Source organism: Azospirillum sp. TSH58, from assembly GCF_003119115.1.
Taxonomy (GTDB): Bacteria; Pseudomonadota; Alphaproteobacteria; order Azospirillales; family Azospirillaceae; genus Azospirillum.
The window spans coordinates 1453113-1467931 of sequence record NZ_CP022364.1 but is presented as its reverse complement, the minus strand read 5'-3'; the positions used below and the strand labels follow the sequence as shown (position 1 = coordinate 1467931).

The window sequence follows — 14819 nt, the reverse complement described above, 5'->3', positions numbered from 1 at the left end:
CCCCGCAGGAACCCCGGTCCAGCCGCGTCCCATGCCCGACCAGCCGTCCCTCCCCATGCCGCCGGACCCGACACTCACAGGGGCGCTCACAGGGGCGTTCTCCGGGACTCTCTCAAGCGCGGCCGCGGACCCGCTGCTGGTGCCGGGCCGCACCTGCTGGCGGGTGGAGCGGGCGGAGCGGGTCGGGGTCATCGTCGATGCCGAGGACTACTTCGCGCTCGCCAAGGCGGCGATGCGGCAGGCGCGGCGCAGCATCTACCTGACCGCCTGGGACTTCGACGCCCGCATCCGGCTGACCCCGCAGATGCGCCACCCGCGCCGCCCCGACAAGCTGGGCAACCTGCTGAACTGGCTGGCCGCGACCCGCCCGGACCTGACCATCCATGTGCTGAAGTGGGACTTCGCGGAGCTGTTCGATCTGGCCCGCTGGTCGCAGCCGCTGTTCCTGCGCGGCTGGCTCAGCCATCCGCGGCTCCAGTACCGGCTGGACGGCGACCATCCCGCCGGGGCCTGCCACCATCAGAAGATGCTGGTGATCGACGACCGGCTGGCCTTCTGCGGCGGGCTGGACATCACCGCCAACCGTTGGGACACCCGCGCCCACCGCGCCGACGATCCGCTGCGCCGCCAGCCGGACGGCACCCCCTACGAGCCCTTCCACGACGTGATGATGGCGGTGGACGGCGACGCCGCCCGCGCGCTGGGCGACCTGTTCCGCGAGCGCTGGCGCCGCGCCACCGGCTGCGTGCTGTCGCCGCCCGCCATGGACGTGCTTGGCGGCGGTGGCGGCGTTGCCGACGGCAAGCGCCCCCGGCGGCTGCGGCTGAAGGCGCGCCGGGCCGGGCCGGACAGCCCCGACCCCTGGCCGCAACAGCTCGCCCCGCTGCTCAAGGGCATGCCGGTCGGCATCGCCCGCACCGAACCCGGCTACAACGGGCGCGACGAGGTGCGGGAGGTCGAGGCGCTCTACACCGCCGCCATCGCCTCGGCCAAGCGCTTCATCTACATGGAAAGCCAGTATTTCGCCTCGGTCGCCGTGGCCGAGGCGCTGAAGGCGCGGCTGGCCGAGCCCGACGGTCCGGAGGTGGTGGTCGTCAACTCCGCCCGCACGTCGAGCTGGCTGGAGAACACCGTGATGCTCGGCGCCCGCGCCCGGCTGGTGAAGGAGCTGCGGGAGGCCGACCGGAACGGGCGCTTCCGCTTCTACATCGCCAAGACGGAGAGCGCCAAGACCGGCAGCGTCGGCATCACCATCCACGCCAAGGTGATGGTGGTGGACGACCGGCTTCTGCGCATCGGCTCGGCCAACCTGAACAACCGGTCGATGGGGCTGGACACCGAATGCGACTTGGCGCTGGAGGCGCCGCACGGGCGTGTGGAGGGGAAGGCGGAGGGGCGCGAGGCCCGGCAGGCCATCGCCGGGGTGCGCGACGACCTGATCGCCGAGCATCTGGGGGTGGCGCCGGAAAGCGTGACGGCGGAGCTGCGCCGCTCCGGCTCGCTCATCCGAACGGTGGAGGCGCTGCGCCGGCCCGGCGGACGGACGCTGGAGCCGCTGGAGGACGCCGACCCCGGCCTGCTGGCCGCCGCCGTCGCCGACTCCATGCTCTTCGACCCGGAACGCCCGGTCGGCGCGGCGGACATCGTGTGGCGCGTCCTGCCGTCGCGCATTCCGCGGCGCCACCACTGGCTGGCGCTGGGCATCATCCTGGCGGTGGTCGGCGGGGTCTGGGGCTTGTGGAACCACACGCCGCTGCGCGACTGGGCGACCCTGGACGCCGTGCTGGACGCCTTCGAGCGCCTGCGCGAATCGGCCTTCGGGCCGCTGTGGCTGATCCTGCTCTATGTCGCCGGGGGCTTCGTGCTGTTTCCGGTGCTGCTGCTGATCGCGGCGACGGCCATCGCGCTGGGGCCGTGGATCGGCTTCCCGACCGCGCTGGCCGGGGTGCTCGCCTCCGCCGCGGCGCTGTTCTGGGTGGGGCGGCTCACCGGCCGGCGCCCCATCGAGCGCTACGGCGGCGCGGTGGTGCGGCGGGCCAGCGACGCGCTCGGCGAGCGCGGCGTGCTGGCCATGGCGGCGCTGCGGGTGGTGCCGGTCGCCCCCTTCACCGTGGTGAACCTCGTCGCCGGGGCTTCCCGCATCCGGTTCACCGACTATCTGTTCGGGACGATCCTGGGGATGGCGCCGGGAATCCTTGTCTTCAACCTGCTCGGGCACCAGCTTGAGCGTGTGTTGACGGAACCGACGCCCACCGACATGGTTCTTCTGGGTCTGGCGGCGGTGACGGCGCTGGGGCTCGGCTGGGCCGGCAACCGGCTGGTGCGGGCTCTGGGGGCGAGACGGCCGACCACCGGGCCGGCCACCGGGCTGGCCACCGGGCTGGCCACTGGGCCGACCACCGGAGAAACAGCGAGGGGAGAGCAACAGCGGTGATCCGATTCAGCCGAGAGCGTGTGCAGCGGATCGCCTCCGCGCTGCGCGCCGCCCGCGTCCGCCGCCCGAAGCGCCGCGTCGACAGCCGCAGCGGCCCGGTGCCGGAGGGCATGGCGCCGCTGCGCGTGGCGACCTGGAACATCCACAGCTGCGTCGGGCTGGACGCGCGCTTCGCGCCGGACCGCATCGCCGAGGTCATCAAGGAGCTGGACGTCGATCTGGTCGGGCTCCAGGAGGTCGGCTGGCACCACCGCGGCGAATCCGGTCTGGACCAGTTCGCCTTCCTGGAACGGGCCACCGGCCTGAAGGCCCACGCCGGCCCGACCAAGCACAACGCCCACGCCCATTACGGCAACGCCATCCTGACCCGGCTGCCGGTCCTGAAATGCGAGCCCATCGACCTCAGCGTCGGGCGGCGGGAGCCGCGCGGCGGCATCGACGTGATCGTCGAGGTGGAGGGGCGCCCGGTGCGCATCATCGTCGCCCATCTCGGGCTCGACCCTTGGGAGCGGGCGCGGCAGGTCGGCGCCATCGTCGACCGGCTGGAGGAACAGCCGGCCCTGCCGACCCTGTTCATGGGCGACCTCAACGAATGGGCGCCGAACTCCCCCCGGCTGCGCAAGCTGGCCGAGGCCTTCCCCGACTGGGCCAGCCCGCGCAGCTTCCACGCGCGGATGCCCACGCTGCGGCTCGACCGCATCTACGTGAACAACGGGCTGACCATCCCCTCCTACGAGGTGGTGCGCACGGTTCTGACGCGGCGCGCGTCCGACCATCTGCCGGTGCGCGCCACCGTGGCGGTGCCATAACCGATATTCCCGCTCGGGTATGCCGGGCGCCGGATCGCTGCAAGGCGCGTGCGCGGTTCCGCGGGCGCGCCTTTTTCTTTGGGCTTGATCCTCCTGCCTTGCCCCCTTTGCAGTGCAGCGTTGCGCGGTCTGTTTCGTCTCGCTGACTGTTTCTCATGTAAGTTTTTTGCCCGAGAACGGGTGTCGGCTATTGACCTTTCGGATAAGGACTGGCCAATCTGTTGGTTGGTCATACGACCAATGGAGGCCGGCCAAGGACGGCCCGACCACCGACAGCACCCAGCCGACCGGGCGTGGGAACAACCGCCGAAGCGAGGACCTGTTGCTCTACCATCTCTACGATCTGCAGCACGCCGCCCTGCGCCCGATGCGCCTCCTGGCCGAAGCGACCCAGCACACCTTCCAGAACCCGTTCAGCCCGGTTTCCTACACCCGCGTCGGCCGCGCCATGGCCGCCGGCGCGGAACTGCTGGAGCGCACCACCCGCCGCTTCCCCAAGCCGGAATTCGGCCTGAAGACCACGGTGGTGAACGGCGAGACGGTGGCGGTGACCGAGCGCATCGCCCACCGCAAGCCCTTCTGCAACCTGCTGCACTTCGCCAAGCCGGAGGGCACCCCGGCGCAGCCGCGCGTCCTGCTGGTCGCCCCGATGTCGGGCCACCACGCGACGCTGCTGCGCGGCACGGTGGCGGCGCTGCTGGCCGACCACGACGTCTTCGTCACCGACTGGATCGACGCCCGGCTGGTGCCGCTGGCGCGCGGGCGGTTCGACCTCGACGACTACATCGACACGGTGACGGAGCTGATCCGCTTCCTGGGGCCGCAGACCCACGTCATCGCGGTGTGCCAGCCGGCGGTTCCGGTCCTGGCCGCGGTGTCGCTGATGGCGGCGGGAGACGAGGCGGTGCAGCCGCGCTCCATGACGCTGATGGGCGGTCCCATCGACCCGATGGCCAACCCGACCGTGCCGGTGAAGCTGGCGGCGACCCACCCGTTGTCCTGGTTCGAGCGCAACGTCATCACCACCGTCCCGGCCTATTATCCGGGCGGTTTCCGGCAGGTCTATCCGGGCTTCATCCAGCTTTCCGGCTTCATGTCGATGAACCTGGACCGCCACATCGGGGAGCATGTCGGCCTGTTCCGCCACCTCGTCCGCGGCGACGGCGACTCCGCGGATCAGCACCGCCGCTTCTACGACGAGTATCTGTCGGTCATGGACCTGTCGGCGGAATTCTACCTGCAGACCATCGAGACGGTGTTCCAGAAGCACGCGCTGGCCAACGGCACCATGGAGTCGCGCGGGCGCAAGGTGGAGCCGGCGGCGATCCGCCGGACCGCCGTGATGACGGTGGAGGGCGAGCTGGACGACATCTCCGCCCCCGGCCAGACCGAGTCGGCGCACCGCCTCTGCGCCTCGCTGCCCGACGCCATGCGCGCCCGCCATTTCCAGAAGGGCGTCGGCCACTACGGCATCTTCAACGGTCGGCGCTGGCGCGAAAGCATCATGCCGGCGGTGCGGGAGTTCATCCGCAAGCACGATTGAGGGACGTCAGCCCCCGCCCGCCGCGCTGCGGCGTGGCGGGGGACTTCCGTTCAGCGCTTGGGGACGCCGACCGGGCGCAGCTCGTGCAGCAGCCAGACCAGCCCGGACACCAGCAGGATCGCGCCCGCCTGATGGGCGGCGCCCAGCGGGATCCACACGAAGCTCAGCAGCGTGGCGATGCCCAGCCCGATCTGCACCAGCACCATCGCCGCGGTCAGCAGCGCCACCCGCCCGGCGCGCCCCGGCAGGCGGGCGACCCGGACCCGCAGGGCCAGCCCCAGAACCACCAGCCCGGTCAGCAGCGCCAGCGCCCGGTGCGTCAGCTGGATGGCCGCGGTGTTCTCGAAGACATTGATCCACCAGGGCGACAGGTTGGCGACCTCCGGCGGGATGACGTGGCCGGCCATCAGCGGGAAGGTGTTGTAGGCCAGCCCGGCGTCCGTCCCGGCGACGAAGGCGCCCCAGACGATGGTGACGCCGGTCAGCCCCAGGGCCCAGCGCGCGTGCTTGCGCAGCCGGCCGGACCCGGTGGCCCAGCCGGCGAGCGGCAGCGGGTCGAGAATCCCCAGCGCGGTGCGCAGCAGCAGCCCGTAGATCACGATCGCCGTGCCGAGATGCAGCGCCAGCCGGTAATGGCTGACGTCGGGGCGGTCGACCAGCCCGCTCTTGACCATGTACCAGCCGATCACCCCCTGGAGCCCGCCGAGCAGGAACAGCCCGGCCAGCTTCGGCCACAGGTCGGCGGGGATGCGCCCGTTGACCCAGAAGCGCAGGAAGGGGATCAGGAAGACGAAGCCGATCAGCTGGCCCCAGAAGCGGTGGAACCACTCCCACCAGAAGATCTGCTTGAAGGCCGCCAGATCCATCGCCGAGTTGTAGATGCGGAACTCCGGCGTGGTCTGGTAGAGGCCGAAGACGCGGTTCCATTCCGCCTCCGACAAGGGCGGCAGGATGCCGATCAGCGGCTTCCACTCGACCATCGACAGGCCGGATTCGGTCAGGCGCGTGATGGCGCCGATCACCGCCATGGCGAAGACCATCGCGCAGCAGACGAGGAGCCAATAGGCGATGGGGCGGGTGGAGGCGGGGTCGCGGACGTCTTTCCCGGCGAGGGCGGGGGCGGTGATGTCGGTCACGGACGGGCGGCTCCGGATGATGCGGAAAAGTTCCGGGGGGATAGGGACCTCCGGCTCATGTGGGGTGCGGCAGCGGCTGCGTCAAACGGACACGGGTTACCCCGTGGCGAGGGACACCGGTTTCGGGTGAAGGCTTCGGGCCGCGGGTGTTACAAATATCAGTCTTACCAACGGCTTCGGATGCGGGGCGGCGATGGCGGACCTCACCCTCGGCTTCGGCCTGTCGTTCCACGAGCTTTACGGGCAGGACGGGCTGGCCCGGCTCGACCGCGCCTTCCTCGCCCGGCTGTCCGACACGGACCTGGCGCTCGCCAACCGGCTGCTCTCCGCCCGCGCCCAGCCCGACCGGCTGGAGGCCAAGGCGGAAAGCGACCTGCTGATCGCGCTCGCCCCCCACGCCGAGGATTTCATCGGCGACCTGTTCGGCATCCGCGCCGCCCTCGACGAGCTGCGCGCCCGCCACACCGAGCTGGCGCCGCTCTACACCGCCAAGCGCCTGTTCGTTCAGCGCCGGGCCGCCAAGGCGGTGAAGCCGGAGGCGGTCGCCGCGCTCGACGGGGCGGAGCTGGCCGCGCGGCTGGAGGACTGGCTGGGCGGCCCGCTGACCGAGGCCGCCTTCGCCCGGCAGGTGCTGGCCTGGATGGAGGACGAGGCCGCCCACGCCGACCAGTTGGACAGCGCCGCCCAATACGCCGCCTGGGCGGTCTTCAGCGAGGCCGGGCGCGCCCGGCACGGCGGCGGCGTGCTGTTCCAGGTGCCGCACCGCACCGACCCGCTGCGTCTCGTCCCCGTGGAGACGGTGGAGTTGCACGGTGTCACCATGATGCGCCTGCCCGACGGCGTGTGCCGCGAGCGGCAGGGCTTCCACCTGACCGATCCCGGTACCGATCTGGCCGGGGCGCTGGACGAGGCCAACTACTGCATCTGGTGCCACAACCAGGGCAAGGACAGCTGCTCCAAGGGGCTGCGCGACCGCAAGACCGGGGACTTCCAGAAGAGCGCCTTCGGCGTGGCGCTGGCCGGCTGCCCCCTGGACGAGAAAATCTCCGAGATGCACGCGCTGAAGGCGGAGGGCGTGCCCATCGGGGCGCTGGCCGTGGTGGTGGTCGACAACCCGATGTGCGCGGCCACCGGCCACCGCATCTGCAACGACTGCATGAAGGCCTGCATCTATCAGAAACAGGAGCCGGTGGACATCCCGCAGGCGGAGACCCGCACGTTGAAGGACGTGCTGGAGCTGCCCTGGGGCTTCGAGATCTACAGCCTGCTCACCCGCTGGAACCCGCTGGACCTGCGCCGCCCGCTGATGCGGCCGGACAGCGGCTTCAAGGTGTTGGTGGCCGGGCTGGGGCCGGCGGGCTTCACGCTGGCGCACCATCTGATGAACGACGGCCACACGGTGGTCGGCATCGACGGGCTGAAGATCGAGCCGCTGCCCGCCGACCTCTCGGGCGTCCTTCCCAGCGGCACGCGGGTGCCCTTCCGGCCGATCCGCGACGTGCGCGACCTCTACGACCGGCTGGACGAGCGGATCATGGCCGGCTTCGGCGGGGTGGCCGAGTACGGCATCACCGTGCGCTGGAACAAGAATTTCCTGAAGGTGATCCGCCTTCTGCTGGAGCGCCGGGCGCGCATGACGATCATCGGCGGGGTGCGCTTCGGCGGCACGCTGACCATCGACGGGGCGCTGGAGCTGGGCTTCGACCACATCGCCCTGTGCATGGGGGCGGGCAAGCCGACCGTCGTGCCGATGGCGAACGGTCTGGCCCGCGGGGTGCGGCAGGCCTCGGACTTCCTGATGGGGCTGCAACTGACCGGGGCGGCCAAGCCGGACAGCATCGCCAATCTCCAGGTCCGGCTGCCCGTCGTGGTGATCGGCGGCGGGCTGACCGCCATCGACACGGCGACGGAGGCGCTGGCCTACTACCCCGTCCAGGTCGAGAAGTTCCTGTCCCGCTACGAGGTCCTGGTGGCCGACCGGGGGGAGACGGCGGTGCGTGCCCGCTGGACGCCCGACGAGGCCGAACTGGCCGACGAGTTCCTGGCCCACGCCCGCGCCATCCGGGCGGAGCGTCTCGAAGCGGGGGAGCAGGGGCGCGAGCCGCGCGTCACGGCGCTGCTGCAATCCTGGGGCGGCTCGACCATCGCCTACCGCCGCCGCCTGATCGACAGCCCCAGCTACACGCTGAACCACGAGGAGGTGGCGCACGGGCTGGCCGAGGGCATCCGCTTCCTGGAATGCGCCGCCCCGCGCGGGGTGGAGATCGACGTGACGGGGGCGGCGCAGGCGATCCATCTCGCGATCAGCCCGATCGGGCCGGACGGGGTGGTGGCGCCCGCCGCGGTGGACGCGCGGCTCCCCGCCCGCACCATCCTCGTCGCCGCCGGCACCCAGCCCAACACCGTCCTGGCCCGCGAGGAACCGGAATGGGTGGAGCTGGACGGGCGCTGTTTCCGCGCCATCGACGAGGACGGCCGGCCGGTGACCCCGGAGCGGCAAGCCAAGCCGGCCCAAAACCATGATCGGGCGGTTCATGTGTTGATGGCGCGGGTGCCGGACGGGCGGTTCCTCAGCTTCTTCGGCGACCTCCACCCGTCCTTCGCCGGCAATGTGGTGAAGGCGATGGGCGGGGCGAAGCGCGGCTATCCCGTGGTCAGCCGCGCGCTGGCCCGCCGGGCGCCGACCGCCGTGACTCCGGAGGCGCTGGTGCGGCGCCTGAACGCCGAGCTGCGGCCCCTGGTCTACAGCGTCACCCGCCTGACCCCGACCATCGTGGAGGTGGTGGTGAAGGCCCCGGCCGCGGCGCGCCGTTTCGAACCCGGACAGTTCTACCGGCTGCAGAATTTCGAAACGCTGGCGCAACGGATCGGCCGGACCACGCTGGCGATGGAAGGGCTGGCCCTGACCGGCGCCTGGGTGGACAAGGCGGCCGGGCTGCTCTCCCTGATCGTTCTGGAGATGGGCGGCTCCTCCGACCTCTGCGCCCTGCTGAAGCCCGGCGACCCGGTGGTGGTGATGGGGCCGACCGGCGCCCCGACCGAAATCCCGGAGGGGGAGACGGTGGCGCTGGTCGGCGGCGGCTTGGGCAACGCCGTGCTCTTCTCCATCGGGCAGGCCTGCCGGGCGCGCGGCAACCGGGTCGTCTATTTCGCCGGCTACAAGCGGATGGAGGATCGTTACAAGACCGAACAGATCGAGGCCGCCGCCGACCGCGTCGTCTGGTGCTGCGACGAGGCGCCGGGTTTCACGCCGTCGCGCCCCGGCGATCTCAGCTTCGTCGGCAACATCGTGGAGGCCATGCGCGCCTACGCGGCGGGCGATCTGGGGCCGGCGGACATGGCGCTTGATTTCATCCCGCTGGAGACGGTGGACCGCATCGTCGCCATCGGCTCCGACCGCATGATGGCGGCGGTGGGGGCGGCCCGGCACGGGGTGCTGAAGCCGTATCTGAAGCCCGGCCACGCGGCCATCGGCTCCATCAACTCCCCCATGCAATGCATGATGAAGGAGATCTGCGCCCAGTGCCTGCAACGGCACACCGACCCGGCGACCGGCGAGGAGACGGTGGTCTTCTCCTGCTTCAACCAGGACCAGAGCCTGGACCGCGTGGATTTCGCCAACCTGAACCAGCGGCTGCGCCAGAACGCCGTCCAGGAAAAGCTGACCGCCCAATGGATCGACCGCGGCCTGCGGCTGACCGGCCAGCGGAAGGGGTGAGGGGAGATGCTTTCCCTCTCCCCAGAGGGGAGAGGGTTATTAAGAGCGTTCACGCACCCGTGGCGGTGCTGACCGACGCCTGGGGCAGCGGCGTGGTGGAGCTTTCGAACAGGTCGGCCTCGGCGGCGCGGCGCTTCACCAGACCCGGAAGCTGCGTCTTGACGCCGTTGACCGTGGCGTAGACCCAGCGGCCGAACTGGCCGGCGGCGCCCTCGTAGTCGCCCTGGTTCAGCAGGCGCAGCAGGGTCGAGCATTGCAGGCTGCCGGCCCCCAGGTTGAACACGAAGGAGGCCAGCGCGCCGCGCTGGTCCGGGTTCAGCGGGACGGTGACCAGCTTGTCCACCTGGGCGGCGGCGGCGGTCAGGTCCGACTTCAGGAAATCCTCGGCCTGGGCGGAGGTGATGCTCTGCCCCAGCTCGACCCCGGCGGTGTGGCCGTAGCCAATGGTCGGCACCCCCGCCGGGCACAGATAGGCGTTGAGGTAAAGACCCTCGAAATGCTTCACGAGGTTGACCGCTTCTTCGCAAACCGGCGTCGTCATGTTCGTCATTCCCCAGCGTGTCGTGGACGTGCATCGGCACGAACGGTTCGTGCTGAGGAAAGGGTATCGAAAGAGGTAGTATCTTAATAATGGTTTATTTTTTCACATTTTCCCGCATTGGGGGCGTGCGGCGCGTCAGGTCCAGCGGAACTCGGCGGCCACCGCGCGGGCCTCGCCCGGCGTGATCAGGCGGTTGGTCGCCAGCTTCACCGAATGCAGCTTGCCGTCCAGGTTGGCCTGCCAGAAATCCAGGAACCGGCGCAGCGCCGGGTAGCCGGGGGCGAGGTCCAGCTCCTGCCAGAGATAGCTCTGCAGCAGGTGCGGGTGGTCCGGCATGTGGTACAGAATTTCCGCCGTGGTCAGGCGGTAATCGCGAAGCTGAAGCCCCAGACTGGCCATGCTCTGCCTCCGTGATGGTGGAACCGGTGGCGTCCTTCCGCTGCGTCCTGGTGATTCCTCTGTGAAAGTGTGCCGTTCGCGGTTGCGGCAGGCAACAAAATTCTTTGTTCATTTTCAATGCATTAGCAGCAAGGCGGGGTGACTGCTGCCAGGAATCGCACCGATTGCCGCAACGACCCTCTTGAATCGAAACCCCAGCTCGATTAGCTGTCTGGCACTCGCCGGGGGAGAGTGCTAACAGCCCCGAGCCCGGCGCCAATCCTTTCATCAATAAGCCTTGATCCTGGAGGCATCCCCATGAAGTTCCGTCCGCTGCACGACCGCGTCGTCGTCAAGCGTCTGGAGTCCGACACCAAGACCAAGGGCGGGATCATCATTCCCGACACCGCGAAGGAAAAGCCCCAGGAGGGCCAGGTGGTCGCGGTGGGTCCGGGCGCCCGTGACGAGAGCGGCAAGGTCGTTGCGCTCGACGTGAAGGCCGGCGACCGCATCCTGTTCGGCAAGTGGTCGGGCACCGAGGTGAAGATCGAGGGCGAGGATTTCCTGATCATGAAGGAATCCGACATCATGGGCGTCGTCGAGGCCTGAGCCTCCGCCCGCGCTGAGCGATCCAACCCCCCGAAATTCAAGGAAGTAGTGAGCAATGGCTGCCAAGGAAGTTAAGTTCGGCGCTACCGCGCGCGAAAAGATGCTGCGCGGTGTGGACATCCTCGCCGACGCCGTGAAGGTGACGCTGGGTCCGAAGGGCCGCAACGTCGTGATCGAGAAGTCCTTCGGCGCTCCGCGCATCACCAAGGACGGCGTCTCGGTCGCCAAGGAAATCGAGCTGTCGGACAAGTTCGAGAACATGGGCGCCCAGATGGTGCGTGAGGTCGCGTCGAAGACGAACGACCTGGCCGGCGACGGCACCACCACGGCGACCGTTCTGGCCCAGGCCATCGTCCGCGAGGGCGTGAAGTCGGTGGCCGCCGGCATGAACCCGATGGACCTGAAGCGCGGCATCGACCTCGCCGTCGAGACCGTCGTGGCCGACATCCGCGGCCGCGCCAAGAAGGTCACGACCAACGACGAGATCGCCCAGGTCGGCACCATCTCCGCCAACGGCGAAGCCGAGATCGGCAAGATGATCGCCCAGGCCATGGAGAAGGTCGGCAACGAGGGCGTCATCACGGTGGAAGAGGCCAAGAGCCTCGAGACCGAGCTGGACGTCGTCGAGGGCATGCAGTTCGACCGCGGCTACCTGTCGCCGTACTTCATCACCAACGCCGACAAGATGATCGCGGACCTCGAAAACCCGTTCATCCTGCTGCACGAGAAGAAGCTGTCGGGTCTGCAGGCCCTGCTGCCGGTCCTCGAGGCCGTCGTGCAGTCCTCGCGTCCGCTGCTGATCATCGCCGAGGACGTCGAGGGCGAGGCCCTGGCGACCCTGGTCGTGAACAAGCTGCGTGGCGGCCTGAAGGTCGCCGCCGTCAAGGCCCCGGGCTTCGGTGACCGCCGCAAGGCGATGCTGGAGGACATGGCCATCCTGACCGGCGGCCAGGTCATCTCCGAGGATCTCGGCATCAAGCTCGAGAACGTCACCATCGACATGCTGGGCACCGCCAAGAAGGTCGTGATCTCCAAGGAGAACACCACCATCGTCGACGGCGCCGGCTCGGCCGAGGACATCCAGGCCCGCATCGGCCAGATCAAGGCGCAGATCGAGGAGACCACCTCGGACTACGACCGCGAGAAGCTGCAGGAGCGTCTGGCGAAGCTGGCCGGCGGCGTTGCCGTCATCCGCGTCGGCGGCGCCACCGAGGTCGAGGTGAAGGAGCGCAAGGACCGCGTTGACGACGCCATGCACGCCACCCGCGCCGCGGTGGAAGAGGGTGTGGTCGCCGGCGGCGGTACCGCCCTGCTGTACGCCACCAAGGCCCTGGACGCCCTGAAGCCGATCAACGACGAGCAGCGCGTCGGCATCGAGATCATCCGCCGCGCCCTGCAGGCCCCGGTCCGTCAGATCGCCTACAACGCGGGCACCGACGGTTCGATCGTGGTCGGCAAGCTGCTGGACCAGAACGACGCCAACTTCGGCTACGACGCCCAGAAGGGTGAGTTCACCGATCTGGTCGCCGCCGGCATCATCGACCCGGTGAAGGTGGTTCGCACCGCCCTGCAGGACGCGGCCTCGATCGCCGGCCTGCTGATCACCACCGAGGCGATGATCGCCGAGAAGCCGGAGAAGAAGGCTGCTCCGGCCGGCATGCCGGGTGGCATGGACGACATGGGCGGCATGGGCTTCTAATAGCCTGCGTCGAAAAGCTCACGTCATCCACGACGTTTGCGGCCACGACGTTTGCGGAAAGGGCGGTCCCTCGGGGCCGCCCTTTTCCGTTCGGCCATCTCCCTGACGGACAGGGTGCCGCCGGTCGGTGTTTTAGATTGGAACGCTTCCAAACTGTGGCCGTTGACCTCCCAACCGGACGCCCCAGGGGTGCGCCGGCACGGCTTGCTGTTCAGGGAGAATGCGATGGCTGACCAATCGAAGACTCTGACCAACCGTCAGGGCCACCCGATCACCAACAACCAATCCCAGCGCACCGTGGGAAGCCGCGGCCCGGCGACGCTGGAGAACTACCAGTTCCTGGAGAAGATCTCCCATTTCGACCGCGAGCGCATTCCCGAGCGCGTGGTCCACGCCCGCGGCTTCGTCTGCTACGGCGAGTTCGAGGCCACCGGCAAGATCGGCGACGAGCCGGCCTCCAAATACACCCGCGCCAAGCTGTTCGGACAGGCCGGCAAGAAGACCCCGTTGGCCATCCGCTTCTCCACCGTCATCGGCGGGCGCGACTCGTCGGAGGTGGCGCGCGACCCGCGCGGCTTCGCGGTGAAGTTCTACACCGAGGACGGCAACTGGGATCTGGTCGGCAACAATCTGCCCGTCTTCTTCATCCGCGACGCCATCAAGTTCCCGGACGTCATCCACTCGCTGAAGCCCGATCCGGTGACCTTCCGGCAGGAGCCGAACCGCATCTTCGACTTCATGAGCCAGACGCCCGAATCCATGCACATGCTGACCCATCTGTTCAGCCCGCGCGGGATTCCGGCCAACTACCGGCACATGGAAGGCTTCGGCGTGAACACCTACAAGATGGTGAACGCCAACGGCGACACGGTGCTGGTCAAGTACCACTTCCACCCGCGCTGCGGCGTCGCCTCCCTGACGGCGGAGGAAGCGGCCAAGGTGCAGGGGCAGGACCTCGGCTCCGCCTCCAAGGACCTCTTCGAGGCCATCGAGCGCGGCGACCACCCGCAGTGGGACATGTTCGTCCAGGTGATGGAGGACCACGACCATCCCGAGCTGGATTGGGACCCGCTGGACGACACCAAGATCTGGCCGGAGTCGGACTTCCCGCTGCGCCACGTCGGCGTGATGACGCTGAACCGCAACGTCGAGGACTTCTTCAACGAGAACGAACAGATCGCCATGGGCACCGGCGTGCTGGTGGACGGGCTGGACTTCTCCGACGACAAGATGCTGGTCGGGCGGACCTTCTCCTACTCCGACACGCAGCGCTACCGGGTCGGCGCCAACTATCAGCAGTTGCCGATCAACCAGGCGAAGAACGCGCCGGTCGCCACCAACCTGTCGGGCGGGCAGATGTCCTACCAGCGCGATCTGGCGCCGGGGCAGAACCCGCACGTCAATTTCGAGCCGTCCCTCCACAACGGCCTGACCGAGGCCCAGCGGGAGGAGCCGAACAACCCGCCGGAAATCCACGGCCGTCTGACCCGCAGCGTGATCGAACGCCGCAACGACTACGCTCACGCGCGTGGCCGCTACTGCACAATGATGGACTGGGAGCGCGACGATCTGGTCCTGAACATGGGCACCCTGCTCGGCCAGTGCGAACGCGACGTCCAGGAGCGGATGCTCTGGCACTTCTTCCTGATCCATGACGACTACGGCAGCCGGGTCGCCGGCATGCTGGGCATGACCGCCGCCGACGTCGCCGGCTTGGCCCCCCTGCCCAGGCAGGTGCTGACCGACGAGGACCAGAAGCGGTTGAAGGCGCTGGGCAGGAATGGCGACACCATCGACCCGAAGGCCTGGGGCCAGTGGACCGGCTCGGTGAAGGTCCACCGCGCCACGGCGGACGAGGTGGTGAAAGGCATGCCGTCGGGCGCGCAGGGCGGCATGACCAGCCAAGCCGCGGAGTAAGCGCAACCAAAAGTCTTTGTCCGAGCATCGTCCCG

The 14819-nt window shown here is 69.1% G+C and carries 10 protein-coding genes; 7 read left to right on the top strand and 3 right to left on the bottom strand.

Annotated elements, in window-relative coordinates; genetic code table 11:
• Nucleotides 1-139 precede the first annotated feature (139 nt).
• From TSH58p_RS10465 to TSH58p_RS10455, 3 genes are all read left to right on the top strand, one after another.
• Nucleotides 140-2434 carry a VTT domain-containing protein gene (locus TSH58p_RS10465; protein ID WP_247873793.1) on the top strand — a complete coding sequence of 765 codons (2295 nt, stop codon included), beginning with the start codon at nucleotides 140-142 and terminating at the stop codon, nucleotides 2432-2434.
• Complete coding sequence (locus TSH58p_RS10460; protein ID WP_051658011.1) at nucleotides 2431-3243, top strand: endonuclease/exonuclease/phosphatase family protein; 813 nt, start codon at nucleotides 2431-2433, stop codon at nucleotides 3241-3243. Before TSH58p_RS10465 ends, TSH58p_RS10460 begins: the two co-directional genes overlap by 4 nt.
• Before the next feature lie 322 nt (nucleotides 3244-3565).
• Nucleotides 3566-4786, top strand: a complete 1221-nt coding sequence (locus TSH58p_RS10455) for a polyhydroxyalkanoate depolymerase (RefSeq protein WP_109067658.1) — start codon at nucleotides 3566-3568, stop codon at nucleotides 4784-4786.
• A gap of 50 nt (nucleotides 4787-4836) precedes the next feature.
• Here the strand turns inward: TSH58p_RS10455 and TSH58p_RS10450 are convergent, their stop codons facing one another.
• Complete coding sequence (locus TSH58p_RS10450; RefSeq protein WP_109067659.1) at nucleotides 4837-5922, bottom strand: COX15/CtaA family protein; 1086 nt, start codon at nucleotides 5920-5922, stop codon at nucleotides 4837-4839.
• A gap of 193 nt (nucleotides 5923-6115) precedes the next feature.
• Between TSH58p_RS10450 and TSH58p_RS10445 the strand changes: the two genes are divergently transcribed.
• Entirely contained in the window at nucleotides 6116-9640 is a 3525-nt protein-coding gene (locus TSH58p_RS10445) for a pyridine nucleotide-disulfide oxidoreductase (RefSeq protein ID WP_109067660.1), read from the top strand.
• Between the two features lie 49 nt (nucleotides 9641-9689).
• Here the strand turns inward: TSH58p_RS10445 and TSH58p_RS10440 are convergent, their stop codons facing one another.
• Nucleotides 9690-10181 carry a lysozyme gene (locus tag TSH58p_RS10440; RefSeq protein WP_109067678.1) on the bottom strand — a complete coding sequence of 164 codons (492 nt, stop codon included), beginning with the start codon at nucleotides 10179-10181 and terminating at the stop codon, nucleotides 9690-9692.
• A 135-nt stretch (nucleotides 10182-10316) separates the two neighbouring features.
• Nucleotides 10317-10580, bottom strand: coding sequence for an usg protein (locus TSH58p_RS10435; RefSeq protein ID WP_109067661.1), 264 nt, complete (start codon nucleotides 10578-10580; stop codon nucleotides 10317-10319).
• A 297-nt stretch (nucleotides 10581-10877) separates the two neighbouring features.
• On the opposite strand from TSH58p_RS10435, the gene groES reads away from it, so the two are divergent.
• The 3 genes from groES (at nucleotide 10878) to TSH58p_RS10420 (ending at nucleotide 14784) form a co-directional block, all read left to right on the top strand.
• Nucleotides 10878-11168, top strand: coding sequence for a co-chaperone GroES (gene groES / locus TSH58p_RS10430; RefSeq protein ID WP_014239088.1), 291 nt, complete (start codon nucleotides 10878-10880; stop codon nucleotides 11166-11168).
• Between the two features lie 55 nt (nucleotides 11169-11223).
• Nucleotides 11224-12867: a chaperonin GroEL gene (gene groL, locus TSH58p_RS10425; RefSeq protein ID WP_109067662.1), complete on the top strand. Its 1644-nt coding sequence runs from the start codon at nucleotides 11224-11226 to the stop codon at nucleotides 12865-12867.
• A gap of 225 nt (nucleotides 12868-13092) precedes the next feature.
• Complete coding sequence (locus TSH58p_RS10420) at nucleotides 13093-14784, top strand: catalase (RefSeq protein ID WP_109067663.1); 1692 nt, start codon at nucleotides 13093-13095, stop codon at nucleotides 14782-14784.
• Nucleotides 14785-14819 lie beyond the last annotated feature (35 nt).

Coding starts and splice junctions, on each gene's coding strand:
- TSH58p_RS10435 (WP_109067661.1), bottom strand. CDS start 10,580: ATGGCCAGTCTGGGGCTTCAGCTTCGCGATTACCGCCTGACCACGGCG.
- groES (WP_014239088.1), top strand. CDS start 10,878: ATGAAGTTCCGTCCGCTGCACGACCGCGTCGTCGTCAAGCGTCTGGAG.
- groL (WP_109067662.1), top strand. CDS start 11,224: ATGGCTGCCAAGGAAGTTAAGTTCGGCGCTACCGCGCGCGAAAAGATG.
- TSH58p_RS10440 (WP_109067678.1), bottom strand. CDS start 10,181: ATGACGACGCCGGTTTGCGAAGAAGCGGTCAACCTCGTGAAGCATTTC.
- TSH58p_RS10420 (WP_109067663.1), top strand. CDS start 13,093: ATGGCTGACCAATCGAAGACTCTGACCAACCGTCAGGGCCACCCGATC.
- TSH58p_RS10445 (WP_109067660.1), top strand. CDS start 6,116: ATGGCGGACCTCACCCTCGGCTTCGGCCTGTCGTTCCACGAGCTTTAC.